The following is a 21,870-nucleotide window of genomic DNA, read 5'->3' on the forward strand; positions in this document are numbered from 1 at the left end:
GGGGATCGGTGTTCGCGTAGTTCGGAATGATGCCGTCCATGTAATGGGGCGTGCCCTGAGGGTCCATGGTCCCGAGGGGAGCCGGGGCAAGGGCTCCTTCCTTGGGGGCCTTGTAGTACGGGACCGAACCCTTGGTCTTGACGGCAGCCTTGACGGCAGCCTTGGCGGCGGCCAGCGCAGCCTCGCGAGCTGGGCGGTTACGCTCCGCGGCGGCCTTGCGGGCCTCCATCATGGTGCGACGACGGACCGCACGCTCGATGATGGCGTTCTGATCGCCACCTACCTGAGGTGCGGCTGTGCGTCGCTGCGGCTCCTGTGCCACGGGGTTTTCGGCGTAGAGGCCGACTCCCGTGAACAGGGCTGCGGCGAGAGCCAGCAGACGGTTGAACTTCTGGAGCATGGAGCACCTCGCTTTGAGAGAAGAGCTGGTGAGGGAATGAGGGCGGGAGAAGAGGGATACAAAGAGGCCCAACAAGTCCAAAGGACCCTGGGCTGGGTGGTATTCGGCTTTCAATCAAAGGAAAGCATCGGATGGCTTGGGGATCAGAACTATAGGTAATTACCCCTATTGACCTACCAAAGAACCATGTAAGTTTCGGCTCACCCCATGTGGAGACCAGGCAGAAGAATATTTAAATGACAACATTGTCAGGATTTCACCTGACCCTGCCTAATCGTCCCGAATACGCCCTACAAATAGTGCGGGCAGGCCGAATGGCACGAGTTGTGACGATTTTTTTGTAAAAACCAGATATTCCCAGGCCCAGTCAGACCGCACTGCGGTCAGTAGTACAGCTCGGCAGTGAACAGGTAGGTCCCACCCAGCCCCGCCGCCAGGAGGACCTTGCCGGTTCCCAGGAGGGTGGCGGTATGGATGCGCCTGCTGGTGGTCATGCTGCCAGTGGCGGCAAAGGTCCCATTGGCAGGGTCGAAGAGCTCATTGGCTGCCAACACCACCCCGCTGCCGACGCCCCCGCTGATGAGTACCTTTCCGGTCGGCAGGAGCACGGCCGCATGCAACCGGTCCCGCTGCAGGACAAGGGTGCCGGCGGTAGCGGTGAAGGTCCCGGCGGCTGGGTCGTAGAGCTCGGCCACGCTCGTGAGCGAGCCCCCCACCACCAGCACCTTGCCATTCGCAAGCACCGTGGCCGTGTGGAAGACCCTCGGTACGGAGAGGCTTGCTGTTGCGGTAAAGGTATCGGCCACAGGATCGTAGAGCTCCCCGGAGGCGATCACCCCAGTCGTCTGCCCACCCGTGATAAGGACCTTGCCGCTGCCTAGGAGGCTGGCGGTGTGGTCGACCCTGGCGGCCAAGGGCGCGCCCACCGTGGCCGTGAAGGCATTGGTGGTGGGATCGTAGAGTTCGGCGGTCTTGAGGTAAGCGAGGAGGCCGCGTCCGGAGAAGATCAACACCTTGCCGCCCGGCAGCGACGTCGCCGTGTGCTGGGCGCGTTCCGAGACCATGGTCCCCGCGACAGAGAAGCTGTTGGTCCCGGGGTCATAGAGCTCAGCCGACTTCGTCACGCCGGCCAATGTGTACCCCCCGGTGACGAGCACCTTGCCGTTGGGCAGCAGGGTCGCCGTGTGGGAATACCGCGCCGAAGCCAGGTTGCCGGCGGAGGAGAAGGTGCCGGAGGTGGGATCATAGAGCTCGGCGGAATCGAGGGGTATTCCGTTGAAGCCGCCGACGATGAGGACCTTCCCGTTGGCCAGCAAGGTAGCTGTGTGGGAGTGGCGCAAGGTGGTCAGGCTGCCCGTCGCGATGCAGGTGCCGGGGCCGCCCGAGGACGAGAGCACGGTCAAGGTGGCGCTGGTGCTGGTCGCGCTCTGCCCATTCCCGGCCGTGATGTGGACACTGTAGGTGCTGCCACTGTCGGCGAGGACCGTGGTCGGCGTCGTATAGGACGCGGCTGTGGCGCTCGGAATCGCCACACCGTCCTTCGACCACTGATAGGTCAGGGTTCCACTGCCACTGGCGACCACACTGAAGGTGGCGGTCTGACCTTCCAGGACGGACTGGTCGGCCGGCTGGGTCGTGATGGTGACGGGAAGCACCGTGGTCACCGTCAGGATGGCGGCACTGCTGGTCAGGACGTTCCCATTGGTATCGGAGATGTCCACAGTGAAAGAGCTGCCGTCATCGGCCAGGACCGTCGCGGGTGTCGTGTAGGAGGCCGAGGCAGCACCCGCAATGGCGATGCCCCCCTTCGCCCACTGATAGGAGAGGGTCCCGGTTCCATTCGCCACCACGGTGAAGGTCGCGGTCTGGCCCACCTGGACCGACTGGCTGGCGGGCTGTGTCGTGATCGTGATGGCCGGTGGCTTGGCGTTGACCGTGATGGTGAGGCTGGCGGTGGTACTGCCGGCGCCGTTGGTGGCAGTCACCGTGAAGGAGGTCGCGGCCGAGGGGGTCGTGGGCGTTCCCGTCATGGCTCCCGATTTCGGATCGAGAACCAAACCATCCGGCAAGGATGGGCTGATCGAGTAGGTGTCGGGGTTGCCCCCGCCATGGGTGGGGCTGTTAGTGGGGATTGCCGTGCCCACGGTATAGATGGCCGGGTTGGTGCCGTAGCTGAGGCCTGTGGGGGCCACTGCGACCTCTTTGCACGCCGTCGAGAAAAGAGCCAGGCCGACCAGCATCGTCCAGCAAATGGATCCGATAGTGCGCATGTGAACCTCAGCCTGATCCGTCGATCCCTCGGGGAACCCTAGAGCATACGAGCTTCTAACCAGGTTCAGTGAATCACCCATTCACTGCTGGGCCAGAGCCTGGGCTCCTTCCCCGGCTCACTGCCGGGAAGGACCTGCATGATGTAACACCCCCTCGAGGCGTAGCGCTGACCCGCGCCGAAGCTGAAGCGCAGGTAATCCGGGAGCGCATAGTCCCGGAGCATCCCGATACGGTCCATCAAGTTGTCCCGGTAGATGTTCCGGTCCATTTCGAGCAGGAGGGCCTGGAGAATCATCAGCATGGAATAGGTGCGAGTGGAGATCCGTGACTCCGGTTTCGGACGGGGGATCCCCTTCATAAGGGGCACTGCCAGACGGGAGATCTTGACCTCCTCGAGGGGCTCCCGATAGGGATAGGTGATCCAGGTGAAGGGCCAGGCCCTTTCCGGCAGCGTCATCAGCTTCGAGCCGAGCAGCCTCGAGGACACGATCACGCCACCTGGCCGGTCGGCTTGCAGCTCCAGGTTTCCGAGGATCTCTGAAACGCCATTGCCCTGCCATAACACCAGGGCGGTCGGTCGCTCCTGCTGCAGCACTTTCCTCACTGAGTCGGTGGTCAGCAGCTCCCCTGGCTTGAGCTGAATCTCCTTGGGGGGCTCCTTCCCCAGTTCCTTCCAGGTTTCACGAAATCCAGCGGCCAGTTCCCGGGCCTCGGGCCCCGCCTGAATGACCTGGAGCACCCTCTCAGTAGCGGTCGGGTGATCCTGGTCAGCCAGAAACCGGGCAGCAGTCTCCCCCTCCTGGTAATACCCCTTCGAGAAATACTGCGTGTACCATCCCGTCTCCGAGAGGGCGGGTAAGTCCGTGATTGGGAAGAGGCAGGGGAGCCGGTTGCTTTCGCAGAAATCGTGAATGGGTTTCCATTCTCGGGTGGAGATGCCCCCCAGGAGCGCGAACACCGGGGACTTGGCGAGGTAGGCTTCAAGTTGCGCTTTCCATGTGTCTGGAGCGCCCTTCAGTCGCCACACATCCAGGTATAGGCTACGGAAGGAACCGGACATCTCCTTCCCGCCGATGCTTCCATACATCTTGGTATCCATGATGTGAGCACGGCTATTGTGCCTTTCGATGTAATTTTTGAGGGGCACCAGCATGGCCTCCTGGTCCTCGGTGCTCACCTCATCCGTGACCACCGTGGCGAACCGGATGCCGGCATTGTCGACACCGGGCGACAGGTCTGCAGAGAGGGACCAGAGGTAGTGAGTCAGGATGGCCATGTTCCCATCGCTCAGGTCATACCTGGGCATGGCCTGGTTCAGCTGCCGGCCACTGGGGTCGATCCCGGTCCGCAGGACCTTGGCAAGGGTCGAGTCGTCATAGGGCGGGCGCGCGGGCGGACTAGCCACGCGCAGATGCTTCCGCTCCTCGGGGAAAAGGTTCGGGAATTTCCAATAGCGGGTCTGGGCCAATTTGAAGCCATTGGTAGGCAACGTCACCACGCCACCCTCATTGGACCCCAGTCCACTCCGCAGGTGACAGCTGGCACAGCTGTATGTGGTTCCAGCAATCGCAACTTCGCCGCTAACAAACGTACGCATGGCCGTGCCATCCGGAAGAATCCCCTCCCGGTACATGCGCTCACCCAAAGCGAGTGCCTTCTCGGCTGGCATCCCGGCCACGGTAGTCGGCTTGGCCCTCTGCTTCTCAGGAGCAGTTGCGAACGCGGTCGTCACGATGATGCTGGCCCCTAGGAGCAGCATTGGACGCAACCAGGAGGGCATGGCTAGGTTCAGCGGATTCACAGATTCCTCACTCTCTTGAATGCATCCAGGATGTCACAGGATCGGACCAGGCCTTGGTGGCACAGTTCCGGCTGCACCTTGGCGCCGTCCTGACCCACCAAGGTGACATCGGACACCGAGCAGATCTCGCACCTCTGAGCCGCTAGGGGGAACCCGGACGCGGCGCAGATCCCCACCAGTACTCCGGCGGTGAACCCTATGCGTCGAGTCATGCTGGGTCCTCCTGGTGATCGCGGTTTGAGCGGTCATGCCCTGGCTGATGCCGGGGATCGTGAATCGATTGTACGCATGCCCCAGGAAATCCGAACCATCCACCCCACCCGACGTGGCCCAAATGCATGACGGCCCGCCGAGGCGGGCCGTCATGGACTACATGGTTCTACTACCTAGAGGTCTTCGCCGTCGATCTCGGTCATGCCCTGGAGCTCTTCGACGTGCTGCGCCATGCGGGCGTATTCGTCGTCGAAGTCCTCCCCAGCCGAGAACTCGTTGAGGCTGGGCTCGGGGTACTCGCCCTCCTCGATGTCGAGGTTCCGGTAGTGGGCCATGCCGGTGCCGGCGGGGATCAGGCGACCCAGGATGACGTTCTCCTTGAGCCCGCGCAGGTAGTCCACGCGGCCTTCCAGAGCCGCTTCGGTGAGGACGCGGGTGGTCTCCTGGAAGCTGGCGGCCGAGATGAAGCTCTCGGATGTCAGCGCGGCCTTGGTGATGCCGAGCAGCAGGGGCTCGCAGGTGGCGGGCTGGCCGCCATCCTTGAGGGCCTGTTCGTTGATCTCCTTGAAGCGGTGCTTGTCGACCTTCTCCTCGACGATGAGCGGGGTGTCGCCCACGTCGGTGATGAGGACCCAACGCAGCATCTGGCGGATGATCACCTCGATGTGCTTGTCGTTGATGACCACGCCCTGGGCCCGGTAGACCTCCTGGACTTCGTTGACGAGGAAGGCCTGGAGGGCCCGATCGCCCTGAACCTTGAGAAGATCGTGGGGGCTGACGGCACCCTCGGTGAGTTTCTCTCCGGCGCGGATCTCATCGCCGTCCTGGACCTGGATGTGCTTGCCACGGGGAATGAGGTATTCGCCCTTCTCCCCGGTCTCGGCCTCGACCAGGACCTTCTGGTTGCCGCGGACGCGGTTGCCGTACTTCACATAGCCGGTGACTTCGCTGATGATCGCGGGTTCCTTGGGCTTGCGGCCTTCGAAGAGCTCCGTCACGCGCGGCAGACCGCCCGTGATGTCGCTGGTCTTGGCCTGCTGGCGGCTGGTCTTGGCGATGACGTCGCCGGGCAGCAGTTCCTGGCCCTCTTCCACTTCGATGTAGGCGCCGGTGGGGATGTTGTAGCGCTTGAGCACCTTGTGGTTGTCCCCCTTGATGTTGATGTGGGGGTGGATCTTGTCGTCCGTGGGATCGATGACCTTCTTGCGGAAGTTGCCCGAGATCGGATCCTTCTCTTCCTGGTAGGAGACGTTGACTTCGAACTCCTTGAAGTCGGCGAGGCCGCCCACTTCGGTGAGGAGCACGTCGTTGTACGGATCCCACTCGGCGAGCACGGTGCGGGGCTCGACCTTCTCCTTGTCCTTGACCTTGAGGATGGCGCCCGAGGTGACCTTGTAGCGCTCACGCTCGTTGCCGTCCTCGTCGGTGACGAGGATGTAGCCGTTCCGGGTCAGGGCCACGGTCTCGCCCTTGCGGTTGACGACGGTCTTCTTCTGGTCCTTGGTGTTCTCGAGACCCTCGTACTTCACGACGCCCGCAATCTGGGCCTCGTGGGTGCTCTTCTCGGAGGTGCGGCTGGCCGCGCCACCGACGTGGAAGGTACGCATGGTGAGCTGGGTGCCGGGTTCGCCGATGGACTGGGCGGCGATGACGCCCACGGCCTCGCCCAGATCGACCAGGCGGCCGGTGCTGAGGTTCAGGCCGTAGCACTTGGCACAGATGCCGCGACGGGCTTCGCAGGTCAGGGTGGAGCGGATCTTGACCTTGGGGATGCCGCTGGTCTCGATGGTGAACGCCAGTTCCTCTGAGAGGAGGGTGCCAGCGGGGGCGATGGTCTTGGCGGCATCGTAGGGATCCACGATGTCTTCAAGGCAGACGCGGCCCATGATGCGGTCGCGCAGGCGGGAGCGGATGGTGCCGTCGCTGTTGACGATGGCCTCGACCTCGATGCCGTTGATGGTCTCGCAGTCGTCCTCATTGACGATGACGTCCTGGGCCACGTCCACCAGCTTGCGGGTGAGGTAACCCGAATCCGCCGTCTTCAGCGCGGTATCGGCGAGGCCCTTGCGGGCGCCGTGGGTCGAGATGAAGTAGTCGAGAACGCTGAGGCCTTCCTTGAAGTTGGCCGTGATCGGGGTCTCGATGATGTCGCCACTGGGGCGGGCCATGAGGCCACGCATGCCGGCGACCTGACGGATCTGGGTCTTGGAACCACGGGCGCCGGAGTCGGCCAGGATGTAAATCGAGTTCAGGAACTCGCCGGTCTCGTTGCGCTTCTCCAATTCCTTCATCATGTCGCCAGCCACCTGGTCGCTGGTCTTACCCCAGACTTCCAGGATCCGGTTGTAGCGCGTAGAGGCGTCGAGCCGGCCCTCGTAGGATTCCTTCTCGATGGCGCGGACTTCATCCGAGGCAGTCTTCAGGAGCTTGGCCTTGGAGTCGGGCACGACGAGGTCGTCGATGCCCACGGACACGCCGGCGCGCATGGCCCAGTGGAAGCCAGTGTCCTTCATCGCGTCCAGCATGCGGATGGTGACTTCGGGACCGTTCAGCTTGTAGGCGCGGTTCACGAGGGAGAGCAGGCCCTCCTTCTTGAGCAGGCCGTTGATGAAGGGCACTTCCTCGGGCAGGCTGCGGTTGAAAAGCACGCGGCCCACGGTGGTGGTCTTGAGCTGGTGCTTCACGGTCTCGGCGGGCGCCTCGAAGACCTCCTGCTCGGAGTTCTTCTTGGGGTCCTTCGCGTGCCAAGCCTCGGTGTCCACCCACTCGCCGGTGTGGCGGATCTGGATGATGGCGTGGGTGTCGACGACGCCAGCCTCATGAGCCGAGACCACATCGTTGACGTTGGCAAAGACCATGCCCTCGCCCTTGCGGCCGACGCGCTTCTTGGTCAGGTAGTAGCCACCCAGCACGATGTCCTGGGAGGGCACCACGTTGGGACGGCCGTTGGCGGGGTTGAGGATGTTCTGGGTGGACATCATCAGCACCTTGGCCTCGATCTGGGCCATGGGGCTGAGGGGCACGTGGACGGCCATCTGGTCACCGTCGAAGTCCGCGTTGAAGGCGGTGCAGACCAGGGGGTGCAGACGGATGGCCTTGCCTTCGACCAGGACAGGCTGGAAGGCCTGGATGCCGAGTCGGTGGAGGGTGGGTGCGCGGTTCAGCAGGACCGGGTGGTCCTTGATGACCTCTTCCAGCACGTCCCAGACCTCGGGACGGCCTTCTTCGACCATTTCCTTGGCCTGGCGGATGGTGGCCGCGTAGCCCTTGTGCTCGAGCCGGTTGAAGATGAAGGGCTTGAAGAGTTCCAGCGCCATCTTCTTGGGCAGGCCGCACTGGTGCAGCTTGAGGTCGGGACCCACCACGATGACGGAACGGCCCGAGTAGTCCACGCGCTTGCCGAGCAGGTTCTGACGGAACCGGCCCTGCTTGCCCTTGAGGGCGTCACTGAGGGACTTGAGGGGGCGGTTGCTGACGCCGCGCAGGAGACGTCCGCGCTTGCCATTCTCAAACAGCGCGTCCACGGCCTCCTGCAGCATGCGCTTCTCGTTGCGCACGATGACGTCGGGGGCCTTCAGCTCGAGGAGCTTCTTGAGGCGGTTGTTCCGGTTGATGACGCGACGGTAGAGGTCGTTCAGGTCTGAGGTGGCGAAGCGGCCGCCGTCGAGTGGCACCAGGGGGCGCAGTTCGGGGGGCAGCACGGGCACCACGTCCAGGATCATCCACTCGGGCTTGTTGCCGGAGCGGTGAAAGGACTCGGCCACCTTGAGGCGCTTGGCGACCTTGCTTCGCTTCTGGGTGGAGGTTTCCTTCTTCATGACATCGCGCAGCTCGATGGTCAGAGCCTCGATGTCAACCTGCTTGAGCAGTTCCTTGATGGCCTCGGCACCCATCTGTGCCTTGAAGCCCTCGCCGTGGAGGCTGCGGTACTCGCGGTACTTGTCCTCGTTGAGGATCTCGCCTTCCTTCAGGGTCGTGCCGCCGCTCTCGGTGACGGTGTAGGCCTCGAAGTAGAGCACGCGCTCAAGGTCCTTGAGGGGGATGTCCAGCAGGTAGCCGATGCGGCTGGGCACGCCCTTGAAGAACCACACGTGGCTGACGGGACTCGCCAGCTGGATGTGGCCCATGCGTTCGCGGCGGACGGACTTCTTGGTGACTTCAACGCCGCACTTGTCGCATGTGACGCCTTTGAACTTCTGGCGCTTGTACTTGCCGCAGAGGCATTCCCAGTCGTTCACGGGCCCGAAGATGCGCGCGCAGAAGAGGCCGTCGCGCTCAGGTTTCAGGCTACGGTAGTTGATGGTCTCGGGCTTGGTGACTTCGCCCTTGGACCAGGAACGCATCTTGTCCGGGCTGGCCAAAGACACCCGGATGCACTCGTAGGCGTTGATGTTCTGCTGCTCAGGATACATATGGACCTCTCAAGTATTCGTCGGAGACGGAAGCGGAAACGAGATCAGCCTTCGATGGAGAAGGCAGCGGGTTCTTCTTCCGCCATGGCCGGGTCCAGCTCTTCGCGGGTGAGCATCTCGACATCGATGCAGAGCGCGTTGAGTTCCTTCTTGACGACGTTGAAGCTCTCGGGGAGGCCGGGATCCTTGATGGTCTCGCCCTTGATGATGGCCTGGTAGATCTGGGTGCGGCCGTGCATGTCGTCGGACTTGTAGGTGAGGAGTTCCTGCAGCACGTGGGCCGCGCCGTAGGCCTCGAGCGCCCAGACTTCCATCTCGCCGAAGCGCTGGCCACCGAACTGGGCCTTGCCGCCGAGAGGCTGCTGGGTGATGAGGCTGTAAGGCCCAATGCTCCGGGCATGGATTTTGTTGTCGACGAGGTGGTGTAGCTTAAGCATGTAAACGCATCCCACGTTCACGGGCTGCTCGAAGGCCTCACCGGTCATGCCGTCATAAAGCTTGGTCTTGCCGGTGACATCGGGGCCCAGCTTGTTGTTCTTCTCCCAGGCCTGGACGAGGAAGCCCTTGATGTCGGCTTCGCGCGCGCCGTCAAATACCGGCGTGGAGAAGTGGACGCCCAGCGTCTTGCCGGCCCAGCCGAGGTGGCACTCAAGCACCTGGCCGATGTTCATACGGGAGGGAACGCCCAGGGGGTTCAGCACGATGTCCACGGGGCGGCCATCGGGCAGGTAGGGCATGTCCTCCACGGGGAGGATGCGGCTGACCACGCCCTTGTTGCCGTGGCGGCCGGCCATTTTGTCACCGACCTGAAGCTTGCGCTTCACGGCCACGTAGCACTTCACGGTCTTGAGGACGCCGGGCATCAACTCGTCACCCTTGAGCAGGCGCTCCATGCGCTCGTTCAGGATGTCGCGGAGCACCTTCAACTGGCTCTCGGTGCGGTCGAGGATGTCGAGCACCTCGGCATTGATGCGGTTCTTGGCGGCAGCCACCGAGACCTGGCGGAAGCGGTGGTAGGGCACGGCCTCCAGCATGTTCTGGGTGAGCTTCTTGCCCTTGGGCAGCAGCTCCTTGCCCTTGTCGTCGTTCAGGTTCTCGTCAAGTTCCTTGCCCTTGAGCAGGGTCACGACCTTCTTCTTGGCCTCGGCGCGGATGATGCGCTCCTCGTCGGAGAGATCCTTCTCCCACTTGGCCATCTGGTCGCGCTCGATCTGCTGGGTGCGCAGATCCTTCTCCTGGCCCTTGCGGGTGAAGACCTTGATGTCCACCACGGTGCCTTCGATGCCCGGGGGCACGGTCAGGCTGGCATCCTTCACGTCGCTGGCCTTCTCGCCGAAGATGGCGCGGAGCAGCTTCTCTTCAGGAGAGAGGATGGTCTCGCCCTTGGGCGTGACCTTGCCCACCAGGATGTCGCCGTGCTTGACGGTGGCGCCGGTGCGGATGATGCCGCTGTCGTCGAGGTTCTTGAGGGCCTCTTCGCGGACCTGGGGGATGTCGCGGGTGATCTCTTCAGGGCCGAGCTTGGTGTCGCGGGCGTGGACCTCGAACTCCTCGATGTGGATCGTGGTGTAGAGGTCCTCCTTCACGACGCGCTCGGAAATCAGGATCGCGTCCTCGAAGTTGTAGCCGCGCCAGGGCATGTAGGCCACGACGAGGTTCCGGCCCAGGGCCAGCTCACCGTGGTCGGTGCAGGGGCCGTCGGCGAGGATCTGCGCCTCGGTGACGTACTCGCCCTTCTTCACCAGCGGGGTCTGGTTGAGGCAGGTGTTCTGGTTGCTGCGGGCGAACTTGACCAAGGTGTAGATGTCCACCCCGGACTCGACGCCCTCGGTCTCGGGGTCGTCCTCGACGCGCACCACGATGCGGTTGGCGTCCACGGACTCGACGATGCCGGACCGGCGGCACACCACGCAGGCGCCGGAATCCTTGGCGGCGACGAACTCCATGCCGGTGCCCACGATGGGGGCCTCGGTGCGGATGAGAGGCACGGCCTGGCGCTGCATGTTGGCGCCCATGAGGGCACGGTTGGCGTCGTCGTTCTCAAGGAAGGGAATGAGGCTGGCGGCCACGGAGACCACCTGCTTGGGGCTCACGTCCATGAGCGTGACCTGGTCGCGGGAGACGATCTTGGTTTCCCCGGCCCTGCGGACCGTGACGTCCTCGTCCTGGATCATCCCGTCCTTGTCCACGCGGACATTGGCCTGGGCGATGACGTGCTCATCCTCTTCCCAGGCGGACAAGTAGAAGGCGTGCATCTCGTACTTGGCGGGACGCTTGCCGGCCTTGGCCAGCTTCTTGTTCTCGGTTTCCAGATCCTCGAGGCGCACCACTTCCATGTAGCCGAGCTTGGAATCGCCCACGCTGGTGACCTTGGCGAAGTGGACGATCTTGCCGTTCTCGACCTTGAGGTAGGGGCTCTCGATGAAACCGAACTCGTTGATGCGGGCGTAGCAGGAGAGGGAGCTGATGAGGCCGATGTTCGGACCTTCCGGCGTCTCGATGGGGCAGATGCGGCCGTAGTGGGAGGTGTGCACGTCGCGCACCTCGAAGCCCGCGCGGTCGCGGCTGAGGCCGCCCGGTCCGAGGGCCGACAGGCGGCGCTTGTGGGTGATCTCGGACAGCGGGTTGGTCTGGTCCATGAACTGGGAGAGCTGGCTGCTGCCGAAGAACTCCTTCATGGCCGCGATCACCGGCTTGCTGTTGATCAGGTCGTGGGCCTGCACGGGATTGTTGGGATCCTGCGCGATGCTGAACTTCTCCTTGATGGCCCGCTGCACGCGCACGAGGCCGACGCGGAAGCCGTTCTCGAGCAGTTCACCCACGGACCGCACGCGGCGGTTGCCCAGGTGATCGATGTCGTCGGCGCGGACGGGGGCGATCTCGCCGACGTCCTGACGGGTGGTGTCGTATTTCTTCAGACGCAGCAGGTAGTGGATGGTCTGGATGAAGTCGTCCGTGCCCAGGGTGCGGTATTCCAGATCCGTGTTGAGAGCCAGCTTCGCATTGATCTTGTGGCGACCCACCTTGCTGAGGTCGTACTTCTGGGGATCGAAGAACATGCCGAAGAGCAGCTTCTTGCTGGATTCCAGCGTCGCAGGCTCACCGGGACGGATCTTCTTGAAGAGTTCCTTGGCGGCCTCTTCGCTGTCCTCGGTGTGATCCTTGGCCAGGGTCTCGGAGAAGACCTTGCCCGTGGCATCGGCCTCGGGGAAGCAGACGTCGAAGGACTGCACGTCGTTGGCCAGGAACATCTCGAGGTGGGTCTGGAGGAAGGGCTCGTTCGCCTCCATGAGCACCTCGCCGGTGTTCATGTTCACGATGTCCTGCAGGAGGACGGCGCCGTCCAGCATCTCGCGGGACACGGGCACGTCCTTGATGCCGGCCTTCTCCATCTGGTCGAGGAGCCGGCGGGTGATCTTCTTCTCCTTGGCCAGCACCACTTCCTTGGTCTTGGGGTGCTTCACGTCCTCTTCGGTCTTCTTGCCCTGGAGGTGGTCGCCCACGGCGACGGTGAGCTTGCCCTTCTTGAGGAAGAAGGTGGCGGGGGTGTAGAAGTGGCGGAGCATGGCTTCATTGCAGTTGAGGCTTTCAGCGAAGAGGCCCAGGGCGCGCATGAAAGTGGCGCCCAGGAACTTGCGCTTGCGGTCGATGCGGGCGTAGAGCAGGCCCTTGGCGTCCAGCTCGAACTCGATCCAGGAGCCGCGGTAGGGGATGATCTGGGCGCTGTAGAGGCTCTTGTCGGAGGCGATGCTGAAGAACACGCCGGGGCTGCGGTGCAGCTGGCTCACGATCACGCGCTCGGTGCCGTTGATGATGAAGGTGCCGCGGTCGGTCATGATCGGCAGGTCGCCGAAGTAGACTTCCGAGTCCTGGCTCTGCTTGAAGCGGCGGTTGCCCTTGTCGTCCTTGTCGAACTGGTTGAGGCGCACGCGGATCTTCAGGGGGGCGGCCATGGTGGAGCCGCGCTCCACGCACTCGTCCATGCCCATCTTCTGCTTCATCGCGACGGGCTCTTGGCACACGTCACAGATGGTCGCGGCGTTCTTATTGCGGGTGCCGCACTTGGGGCAGTCCACCGTGGGATCCTTCGGGTGGTCCGACACGATGCTGTGGCCGCAGTGCTTGCACTGGGTGCGGAGGTGCTCGAGGCCCAGGTACTTCTCGCACTTGCAGGCCCAGTGGCCCACGGTGTAGTCGAGGAACTCGACTTCGAGGTTGGCGTCGGTGCCATCAGGGTTCTTGCCGTTGTGCACGGGGAACATGGACTCGAACACGGCCTTGAGGCCGCGGGTCTCCCGCTCGCTGTGCAGCAGGTTCATCTGGAGGAATTCGTCGTAGCTCCGCTTCTGGATGTCGATCAGGTTCGGGATGGGGACCAGGGACCGGATCTTGGAGAAGTTGTGGCGCTGGCGGTAGATGTTCTGCTGAACACTCATGGTTCGCTCCAGGTAAAGTTGGCGGAACCTTCTATGGACGGCACGCGGCACGGCATTTCACAGCTGCGGGCCTTGAGCAAAGACGGCTTTGTCCCAGGGCGGGGAGCCCCGGTACGGGATTACGTGCGGTGGTGCGTGATACCCCGGTACGAACCGATGGCCACCCTGCCACCCAGCGGTGGAAGGTGCGGCCCAGGAACGTGGATGGCGCTGCGACGGCGGGCGTTTGGCAACCAGGGGCCTTTATGGGGACGAAGTCCGTTCGGGAAACCGGACGGAAGGAATAATCGTACCAGAACAAGACAGAACCGCAAAGCGTAAGGTGTGTGACACACCCTACGCTTTGCGTTAATGCTGTATCGAGAACTACTTGATCTCGACCTTGGCGCCAGCGGCCTCGAGCTTTTCCTTGATCTTGGCAGCTTCTTCCTTGGCCACGCCTTCCTTGACGGCCTTGGGGGCGCCATCGACCAGGTCCTTGGCTTCCTTGAGGCCCAGGCCGGCGACGATCTCGCGGACGGCCTTGATGACGTTCAGCTTGTTGGCGCCGGCCTCCATGAGCATGACGTTGAATTCCGTCTGCTCTTCGACAGCGGCGGCCGGGGCGGCACCGCCAGCGGCGGGAGCGGCCATCGCGGCGGCGGAAACACCGAAGCGATCCTCGAGGGCCTTGACCAGGTTGGCCAGGTCGAGCACGGTCATGGTTTCGATTTCAGCGATGAGCTGATCGGCAGTGAGAGCCATGATGGTCTCCTAAAATTCGAAATGGGGTTTTGGATTCGGGGTTGGGGTGCTACTCGCCGGCCTTCTGCTTGCGGATGCCCTCAAGGGCGACCGCCAGACCGGAGATCGGATACTGCATGAGGTAGAGCAGCTTGGCGATGAGGGCATCGCGGCTGGGCAGCTCGGCCAGGACCTGGAGCTGCTTGGCGTCGAACAGCTTGCCATCCATGACGCCGGCCTTGAAGGTGGCGGCCGGATTGTCCTTCAGGAAACCGTTGATGGCCTTGGCCATGGCGACGACATCGGTCGTGGTCGTGGCAATGGCGCTGGCGCCCTTGAAGGAACCGCCCAGGGCCTCGAAGGAGGTGTCCTTGACGGCGAGACGGAGCAGGGTGTTCTTGCTGACACGGTACTGGGCCTTGCTCTCGCGGACGCTCTTGCGAAAGGCGGTGTCCTTGTCAACCACGAGGCCCTTGAACTCGATCACGACCGCCGAGGTGGCAGTGGAGAAGGTTTCCTTGAGCGCGGCGACTTCAGCGAATTTCTGGTTCTTTTCCATGGTCAGCCTCCTACTTCTCAACACTGGTGTTGAGGGTGACCGAGGGGCCCATGGTGGAGGCGATGTACATCGTCTTCACGTATTTCCCCTTTGCCGTGGCGGGCTTGGCCTTGTGGACGGCATCGATGAGCGCCTTGGCGTTCTCCGCCAGCTTCTCAACACCGAAGGAGAGCTTGCCCACACCCGCGTGGATGATGCCGGTCTTGTCAACACGGTATTCCACCTTGCCGGCCTTGATCTCCTTGATGGCCTTAACCACGTCGAAGGTCACGGTTCCGGTCTTGGGGTTGGGCATGAGGCCGCGGGGACCGAGCACTTTGCCCAGCCGACCAACGCCCTTCATCATGTCGGGGGTCGCGACGAGGGCATCGAAGTCGAGGAATCCGCCGGCGATCTTCTCGACCAGCTCGTCCCCGCCCACGATCTCGGCGCCCGCCGCTTCCGCTTCCTTGATCTTCTCGCCGCCCGCGATCACCGCCACACGCATGGTCTTGCCCGTTCCGTGGGGCAGGACGATGGTGCCGCGGACCATCTGGTCCGCGTGACGGGGATCCACTCCGAGTCGCATGTGGACTTCGACCGTCTCGTCAAACTTGGCGAACGCCAAGTCCTTCACAACGGTGAGGCCTTCCACCAGCTCGTAGGGGCGATCTTCGACCTTGGCCGCGGCAGCCCGGTACTTCTTTCCAGGTTTTGCCATTGTGGCTCCATTCGAACAATCTCCCGCGATGTCGGTCGCGGTAGCCGGGATCGCCGCCCGATGCGGCTCTCCAACAAAAGGGGTGCTAATCGATGACGTCGACGCCCATGGAGCGGGCGGAGCCGGCGATGGAACGGACGGCGGCCTCAAGGCTGCCGGCGGTGAGGTCGGGCATCTTGACCTTGGCGATCTCGGCAAGCTGAGCCTTGGTGATCTTGCCGACCTTGGTCTTGTTGGGCGTGGGGCTGCCCTTGTCCAGGCCGAGCTTCTTCTTGATGAGCACGGCGGCGGGCGGGGTCTTCAGGATGAAGCTGAAGCTGCGGTCAGCGTAGACAGTGATGACGACGGGGAGGGTGGTGCCCTTCTCGACCGCGCCCACGGACTTGGCGTTGAACTGCTTCACGAACTCCATGATGTTCACGCCGTGCTGGCCCAGGGCCGGACCGACGGGAGGCGCCGGGGTGGCTTCGCCCGCAGGCAGCTGCAGCTTGATGTAGCCAGTGATCTTCTTTGCCATGGTATTGCTCCCGCGGGGGATTCCGGCACATGCCGGCGACGTCCGCCTTGAGGGTGGGGATCCTGGGGACCCGCCAACCGGGGTTGAAAAGGTCCCGGCCGAAAGAGACCGGGACTGGAAAGTCTACCTGAAGGACTCGAAAAAGTCTTCAGGTAAAAGGGATTCCTACCGCTTCTCGACCTGGATGAAGTCCAGCTCGACGGGGGTGGAGCGACCGAAGACGGTCACATTCACCTTGATGGTGGAGCGCTCCTCGTGGATCTCTTCCACGTCGCCCTCGAAGTTGGCGAAGGGGCCATCGATGATGCGGACCTTCTCACCCTTCTCGAAGTGGTACTTGGGCTTGGGCTTCTCCTGGGTCTCTTCGGTGTGGTGCATGATCTGCCGGACTTCCTCGTCCGTCAGGGGCGTGGGCCGCTTCTTGTTGGCCCCCACGAAGCTCGTGACCTTGGGCGTGTTCCGGACCAGATGCCAGTCGGCATCGGCCATCTCCACGGAGCCATCGGGCTTGCGCTCCACCTGGATCTGAACGAGCAGATAGCCAGGGAACGACTTGCGTTTCTTGACGACGCGCTCCTTCTTGCCCGACTTGGCATCGACCTTCATCTCCTCGTAGGTCTCTTCGGGGATCTGGATGTCCCCGAAACTATCCTGGCGCTCTTCCATCTGGATGCGCTGGCGGAGATGCTCCATCACCTTGGCTTCATAGCCGGAATAGGTGTGGATGATGAACCACTTCAGCTCACGACCCTGCGGCTGGGCCGTGGCGTCCTGCGGAGTGTCCTGGGGAATGCTCACGAGATCGGTCATGCCTGCCTCCGCTTCAGCGCGTCTTCAGGAAGAAGTACGCGAAGCCCTTGGAGAGAACCCAATCCACGGACCATAAATAGAGACCCACGAACGTCGAGACGATCACCACCGTCCAGGCGGAGGTCATCACCTTCTCCTTGGTGGGCCAATCGACACGGTCGAGTTCGGCGAAGAGATCCTTGGCCTGCTGCTTGATGGCACCGATCACGATGGACCCCGTGGAATGGACGTCGATCAGAAAAACCTGGCCCCGAGCGGGAGCGCCGGGGCCGGGAAGTGGCAGGGGAGACAGGGTTCGAACCCGCGACCTGCGGATTTGGAGTCCGCTGCTCTACCAGCTGAGCTACTCCCCTGTGGGACCGCCCGGCGACTGGTGGCGCCGGGCGGGGAACCCTCGGAACCGGAGCCCTACTTCGACTCGCGGTGGATCTTGTAACCGCCACAGAAACGGCAGAACTTGTTGAACTCAAGCTTGCCCGTGGTGGTCTTCTTGTTCTTGGTGGTGCTGTAGTTCTTGCGTTTGCACTCGGTGCACTGCAAGTGAACGATGTCGCGCATGGTGACCTCCTAAGTCGGAGGGCGGACTGGCACTAGGCCAGGATCTCGCCCACGTTGCCGGCGCCCACAGTGCGTCCACCCTCGCGGATGGCGAACTTCAGGCCCTTGACCATGGCGATGGGCTGGATCAGCTCAACCGTCAGGGTCACGTTATCGCCGGGCATCACCATTTCGCGGCCAGCCTCGAGCTCGATGGAGCCGGTCACGTCGGTGGTGCGGAAGTAGAACTGGGGACGGTACTTGTTGAAGAAGGGGGTGTGGCGGCCGCCCTCTTCCTTGGTCAGCACGTACACCTGGGCGTTGAACTTGGTGTGGGGGGTGATGCTGCCGGGCTTGGCGAGCACCTGACCGCGCTCCACGTCCTTGCGCTCCACGCCGCGGAGCAGGATGCCGGCGTTGTCGCCAGCCTGACCCTGATCCAGGGACTTGCGGAACATCTCGACGCCGGTCACGACCTTCTTGACGGTGTCCTTGAGGCCGATGATTTCGATTTCCTCGCCGACACGAACGATGCCAGCCTCGATGCGGCCAGTCACCACGGTGCCGCGGCCGGTGATGGTGAACACGTCCTCGACGGGCATGATGAAGGGCTTGTCGATGGCGCGGGCGGGATCAGGAATGTAGGCGTCGACGGCGGCCATGAGCTCCAGGATGCAGGCGCAATCCGGATGGTCCGGGGTCTCGGCGTGGTCCAGGGCCAGACGGGCGGAACCCTTGATGATGGGGATATCGTCGCCGGGGTACTGGTAGGAGGACAGCAGGTCGCGGATTTCCATCTCGACCAGCTCGGTGAGCTCGGGGTCGGCGATGTCGACCTTGTTCATGAAGACCACGATGTAGGGCACGCCGACCTGACGGGCCAGCAGGATGTGCTCGCGGGTCTGGGGCATGGGGCCGTCGGTGGCGGCGACCACGAGGATCGCACCGTCCATCTGGGCCGCGCCGGTGATCATGTTCTTGATGTAGTCGGCGTGACCAGGGCAGTCGACGTGCGCGTAGTGGCGCTTCTCGGTCTGGTACTCGACGTGGGCCGTGTTAATCGTGATCCCGCGGGCCTTCTCTTCGGGCGCGGAGTCGATCTGGTCGTAGGACTTCGTCTCTCCACCAAACTTCTTGGCGAGGATGTAGGTGATCGCCGCCGTCAGCGTGGTTTTACCGTGGTCCACATGGCCGATGGTGCCGATGTTGACGTGGGTCTTTGAACGATCGAATTTCTCTTTGGCCACGAATGCCTCCTGAAAGGTGGGAGAGAAGATGAAGGGGAACTGTGCTGAAGGTGGAGCCCACAACCGGGCTTGAACCGGTGACCTCTTCCTTACCAAGGAAGTGCTCTACCACTGAGCTATGTGGGCCTTGAACGCTCCCGCCGCGCGGCGGGTGACTGGTCCGTCTTCCGGAGTGGACTGGAGGACGGGGAGGGTGGAGCGGGAAACGGGGTTCGAACCCGCGACATTCAGCTTGGAAGGCTGACGCTCTACCAACTGAGCTATTCCCGCGGTGGAACTCCGAAAACGGGACCCAGCCTTCCGGAGAACTCCGGGGGACTGGTGCCGAGAGAAGGATTCGAACCTCCGTAACGCGTTGCGTGGCAGATTTACAGTCTGCTGCCATTAACCACTCGGCCATCTCGGCATGCTTGTCCGGTGCCCCTCCCGGGGCTTGTCAATTCATCCCTCGAAGTCCCTGCCGGGGCTTCGTGTCAGGGTCACTGCGAGGCAGGGCTTTCCTGACAGGGAACTCGAAAGGTATCACGGCAACGGAACACCCTCAAGGGGAAACTTCTGAACTGGGGTGGCTTCGTCGCGCGATCACGCGGAATAGCGTGACCGCGGCGGCGGCCGACACGTTCAGGCTTTCGATGCCGCCCGGCATGGGGATGTGCAGCAAACCATCGCAGCGCTCCCGGATCTTCAGGTGCAGGCCCTCCCCTTCGGCCCCCAGGACCAGCACCGTGGCGCGGTCGAAGGGTTCCCCCAGGTAGTCGCGGCTGCCCTCGCCGGCCGCAAGGCCGTAGATCCAGGCGCCGGCATCCTTCAGGTCATCCAGGGCCCTGCCAAGGTTCACCACGCGGCATACCGGCACCCGCCCCGCCGTGCCGGCGCTGGCGCGGATCACGGTCTCGTTCACCTGGGCCGACCGCCGCTCTGGCAGGAGCACCCCGTCGACGGCAACCGCAGCCGCCGAGCGCAGGATCGCTCCCAGGTTGTGGGGATCCGTCACCCCGTCCAACGCGAGGACCAGGGCTGCATCGCCCTTGGCCTTCAGGCGGGCCACCACATCCCCAAAATCCGCGTAGGCGAAGGCCGTACCCTCGCCCAGGACGCCCTGATGGCGCTGCCCCTGGCTCCGCCGATCCAGGCTCTCCATGGGATCGCGATGGATCACCACACCGGCGGCACGGGCCTCCGAAATCAGCTTGGCCACGCGACCGAAGGCGGCCGGGGCCACCCACAGGGAATGGAGCTCTCCCCGCGACAGGGCCTCCTCACAGGCATGGGGGCCGAGGTATCGCAAGGCTAGAACGTCTTCTTGAAACCGAGGGCCAGGAGGTGACCCATGCCCTCCATGCGGACACGGGTGCCGACCGACCGGAACCCTGTCCAACTCCAGACGCCGTTCAGTCGGCTGGTGTCCTGGTCTTCGCTCTGCCGGTACTGATAGCCCAGATTCAGTTCGCCGCCCCAGACCTTGTAGCCGGCGCCGAACGAGAAGGCGGCCGTGCGTGAGCCGCCGAGCAGGGGCTCGGCGCCTGCCTCCTCGACGCTGCGCTGATCCAGGGCCAAGCCACCACGCAGGGTCCAGGACTTCCCGAGCTCCACCTCCGTGGAGAGGTTCAGGCCCAGGTGCCCCTTACCGCGGGGCAGTTCCGCGGGAGCCGCGACGGTGCCCGAAGGCGTCGCCACAGTGGCGAAGCTGGGAACCCGCAGACCAGCTGAAGTCCACTTCAGGTCGGCCTCCCAGGTCATCATTGGCGTGATGCGATGACGCACGCCGATTGTGGTCTGCGAGGGGAGCTCCAGCGTCGCTGAACCCGCCGTGGGGCTGGAACCGGCCAGCAGAATGGTCGCGCGGGTGCTGGCGCCGAGTGGTGCGGTGCTCAGGCCATCGTTCGCATAAAAACCAAGCGGGGCATTGCGGAATTCCGCCTTAAGACCGAGGTCGCCCTTCAGTCCCGATTGGTGGACGAAGCCCATGGTCCAGCGCGGGCTCAAAGCCCAGCGAAGCCCCAGGGAGTAGCTGGGTACCACCTTGTCCCCACTCTGGCCGACCCGCTGTTCGACCAACCCATTCACCGAGTTGGAACCAGAGACGGGGAGGGTTGGGTCGTTGGGGACACTCAGGCGCATGGCACTGCTGGAATCGTATGAGAGACGGGCCACGCCCAGGCCGAGTCCCAGGGAGAGGTTGGGGCTGAGGGCCCAGGCCGACTGGCCTTCCAGCCGTCGGGCCGACAGGTCGATCCCGTCGCCCAGGTAGCGGCTGGGCGCGTTGTCCAGCAGCCTTCCGTGCCGGAGGTAGGGCTCATCCAGCTTCAGGCCCAAAGTCAGCGTCGGTGACAACCGCGCCGCGAGGCCGAAGGCCCCGAGGGTGCGATTGCGGTCATAGCTGAAGTAGGTGGTACGGACCGAGGTCTGCTCCGATTCCAGGCTCTGCTGGGTGGAGGACATCTCCAGGCCCATGGCCAGGTAGAACCCGCCCTTCTCCTTGAGGGAGGCGAGCAGCGCCGGATTGGTGGTGGCCGCCTCCAGGCTGTAGCCATAGGCCACCTGGGCGCCGCTTCGCGAGATGCCCACGGGCTCTGCGGCCGGCAGGGCCATGCTCTGGGCGGCCACTGGAAGGGCGGCCAAGCCCACCACCAGCCCCATCCCGACACTTCCACGAACCAGCTGGACCATACCCGACGCCTCCCGAGACACGCTTCTTGAATGGCCCGAACCCCGGAAGGGTTCAAACCCAAGACTCCAGGATCGCCAAAAGGCGGCGAATCACCAAGTGCATTCCTCGGCCCTCAGCGTTCGGACTCACCCATGAAGCGCACCAGCAGGCGATCCACCAGCTCCCAGACTTCCAGCAGGGCCGCCAGACACATCACGAGGCCCGCTCCCAGGGCGAGGGCCCGGCCCCAGGGCCCCATGACCGCCCGGCAGAGCTCCGGCCACTGCCAGAACGGGGAGGGTAGCCTCAGCCGACCATAGAAGGCCAGGGTCGACAGGAGCATCCCGCCCCAAAGCAGGTAGAAGAACCTCAGCGCTCGGAAGAGGACGTCCCAGGCGAAGGGACGGGGTCGGGGGGCAGGCATGGAGGAACCAGCATAGCCTGTCCGGCCCCTCAGTCATCCCCCGGAAGCTCGATGAAGAAGCGGGTGCCTTCCGTCCAGTTGGTGGTAAAACCCACCTGTCCGCCCAGGACCGTCTCGCCCAGCAGCTTCATCCCGTAGGTGCCCAGGCCGCGGCCACGGTTCGCCTTGGT

At 63.5% G+C, this 21,870-nt stretch carries 15 protein-coding genes, 4 tRNA genes and 1 pseudogene; all 20 read right to left on the reverse strand.

Features of this window, described 5'->3' with window-relative positions:
* A pseudogene (locus tag WAS25_RS03025) lies at nucleotides 1–400 on the reverse strand (hypothetical protein); the annotation flags it as partial.
* A gap of 383 nt (nucleotides 401–783) precedes the next feature.
* The gene (locus WAS25_RS03030) at nucleotides 784–2,670 is read right to left on the reverse strand and encodes a kelch repeat-containing protein (protein WP_422310031.1); all 1,887 of its coding nucleotides are present in this window, start codon (nucleotides 2,668–2,670) and stop codon (nucleotides 784–786) included.
* Between the two features lie 65 nt (nucleotides 2,671–2,735).
* Nucleotides 2,736–4,076, reverse strand: a complete 1,341-nt coding sequence (locus WAS25_RS03035; RefSeq protein ID WP_422310032.1) for an ABC transporter substrate-binding protein — start codon at nucleotides 4,074–4,076, stop codon at nucleotides 2,736–2,738.
* A gap of 782 nt (nucleotides 4,077–4,858) precedes the next feature.
* A complete protein-coding gene (rpoC, locus tag WAS25_RS03040; RefSeq protein WP_422310033.1) occupies nucleotides 4,859–9,097 on the reverse strand; it encodes a DNA-directed RNA polymerase subunit beta' in 4,239 nt (1,412 codons plus the stop codon).
* A gap of 44 nt (nucleotides 9,098–9,141) precedes the next feature.
* Nucleotides 9,142–13,533 (reverse strand): DNA-directed RNA polymerase subunit beta, encoded by a 4,392-nt coding sequence (gene rpoB, locus WAS25_RS03045; RefSeq protein ID WP_422310034.1) that lies wholly within the window; start codon nucleotides 13,531–13,533, stop codon nucleotides 9,142–9,144.
* A 366-nt stretch (nucleotides 13,534–13,899) separates the two neighbouring features.
* Entirely contained in the window at nucleotides 13,900–14,280 is a 381-nt protein-coding gene (gene rplL / locus WAS25_RS03050) for a 50S ribosomal protein L7/L12 (RefSeq protein ID WP_422310045.1), read from the reverse strand.
* A gap of 46 nt (nucleotides 14,281–14,326) precedes the next feature.
* Nucleotides 14,327–14,815, reverse strand: a complete 489-nt coding sequence (gene rplJ, locus WAS25_RS03055; protein WP_422310035.1) for a 50S ribosomal protein L10 — start codon at nucleotides 14,813–14,815, stop codon at nucleotides 14,327–14,329.
* A gap of 10 nt (nucleotides 14,816–14,825) precedes the next feature.
* Nucleotides 14,826–15,515 (reverse strand): 50S ribosomal protein L1, encoded by a 690-nt coding sequence (gene rplA / locus WAS25_RS03060; RefSeq protein WP_422310036.1) that lies wholly within the window; start codon nucleotides 15,513–15,515, stop codon nucleotides 14,826–14,828.
* An 85-nt stretch (nucleotides 15,516–15,600) separates the two neighbouring features.
* Complete coding sequence (gene rplK, locus WAS25_RS03065; RefSeq protein WP_422310037.1) at nucleotides 15,601–16,032, reverse strand: 50S ribosomal protein L11; 432 nt, start codon at nucleotides 16,030–16,032, stop codon at nucleotides 15,601–15,603.
* 165 nt (nucleotides 16,033–16,197) lie between these two features.
* The gene (nusG, locus tag WAS25_RS03070; protein ID WP_422310038.1) at nucleotides 16,198–16,842 is read right to left on the reverse strand and encodes a transcription termination/antitermination protein NusG; all 645 of its coding nucleotides are present in this window, start codon (nucleotides 16,840–16,842) and stop codon (nucleotides 16,198–16,200) included.
* Between the two features lie 13 nt (nucleotides 16,843–16,855).
* Entirely contained in the window at nucleotides 16,856–17,050 is a 195-nt protein-coding gene (secE, locus tag WAS25_RS03075) for a preprotein translocase subunit SecE (RefSeq protein WP_422310039.1), read from the reverse strand.
* 69 nt (nucleotides 17,051–17,119) lie between these two features.
* Nucleotides 17,120–17,195 (reverse strand) — tRNA-Trp (locus WAS25_RS03080).
* Between the two features lie 55 nt (nucleotides 17,196–17,250).
* The gene (gene rpmG, locus WAS25_RS03085) at nucleotides 17,251–17,400 is read right to left on the reverse strand and encodes a 50S ribosomal protein L33 (protein WP_422310040.1); all 150 of its coding nucleotides are present in this window, start codon (nucleotides 17,398–17,400) and stop codon (nucleotides 17,251–17,253) included.
* Nucleotides 17,401–17,432: 32 nt separating this feature from the next.
* Entirely contained in the window at nucleotides 17,433–18,626 is a 1,194-nt protein-coding gene (gene tuf / locus WAS25_RS03090) for an elongation factor Tu (protein ID WP_422310041.1), read from the reverse strand.
* Nucleotides 18,627–18,677: 51 nt separating this feature from the next.
* Nucleotides 18,678–18,752, reverse strand: a tRNA-Thr gene (locus WAS25_RS03095).
* Nucleotides 18,753–18,820: 68 nt separating this feature from the next.
* A tRNA-Gly gene (locus WAS25_RS03100) sits at nucleotides 18,821–18,896 on the reverse strand.
* A gap of 49 nt (nucleotides 18,897–18,945) precedes the next feature.
* Nucleotides 18,946–19,032 (reverse strand) — tRNA-Tyr (locus WAS25_RS03105).
* A 135-nt stretch (nucleotides 19,033–19,167) separates the two neighbouring features.
* Nucleotides 19,168–19,914, reverse strand: a complete 747-nt coding sequence (gene rlmB, locus WAS25_RS03110) for a 23S rRNA (guanosine(2251)-2'-O)-methyltransferase RlmB (RefSeq protein WP_422310042.1) — start codon at nucleotides 19,912–19,914, stop codon at nucleotides 19,168–19,170.
* 2 nt (nucleotides 19,915–19,916) lie between these two features.
* Nucleotides 19,917–21,296 (reverse strand): OmpP1/FadL family transporter, encoded by a 1,380-nt coding sequence (locus WAS25_RS03115; RefSeq protein ID WP_422310043.1) that lies wholly within the window; start codon nucleotides 21,294–21,296, stop codon nucleotides 19,917–19,919.
* 113 nt (nucleotides 21,297–21,409) lie between these two features.
* The gene (locus WAS25_RS03120) at nucleotides 21,410–21,700 is read right to left on the reverse strand and encodes a hypothetical protein (protein WP_422310044.1); all 291 of its coding nucleotides are present in this window, start codon (nucleotides 21,698–21,700) and stop codon (nucleotides 21,410–21,412) included.
* Between the last annotated feature and the right edge of the window lie 170 nt (nucleotides 21,701–21,870).

It is taken from the genome of Geothrix sp., from assembly GCF_049292215.1.
Lineage (GTDB): Bacteria > Acidobacteriota > Holophagae > Holophagales > Holophagaceae > Geothrix.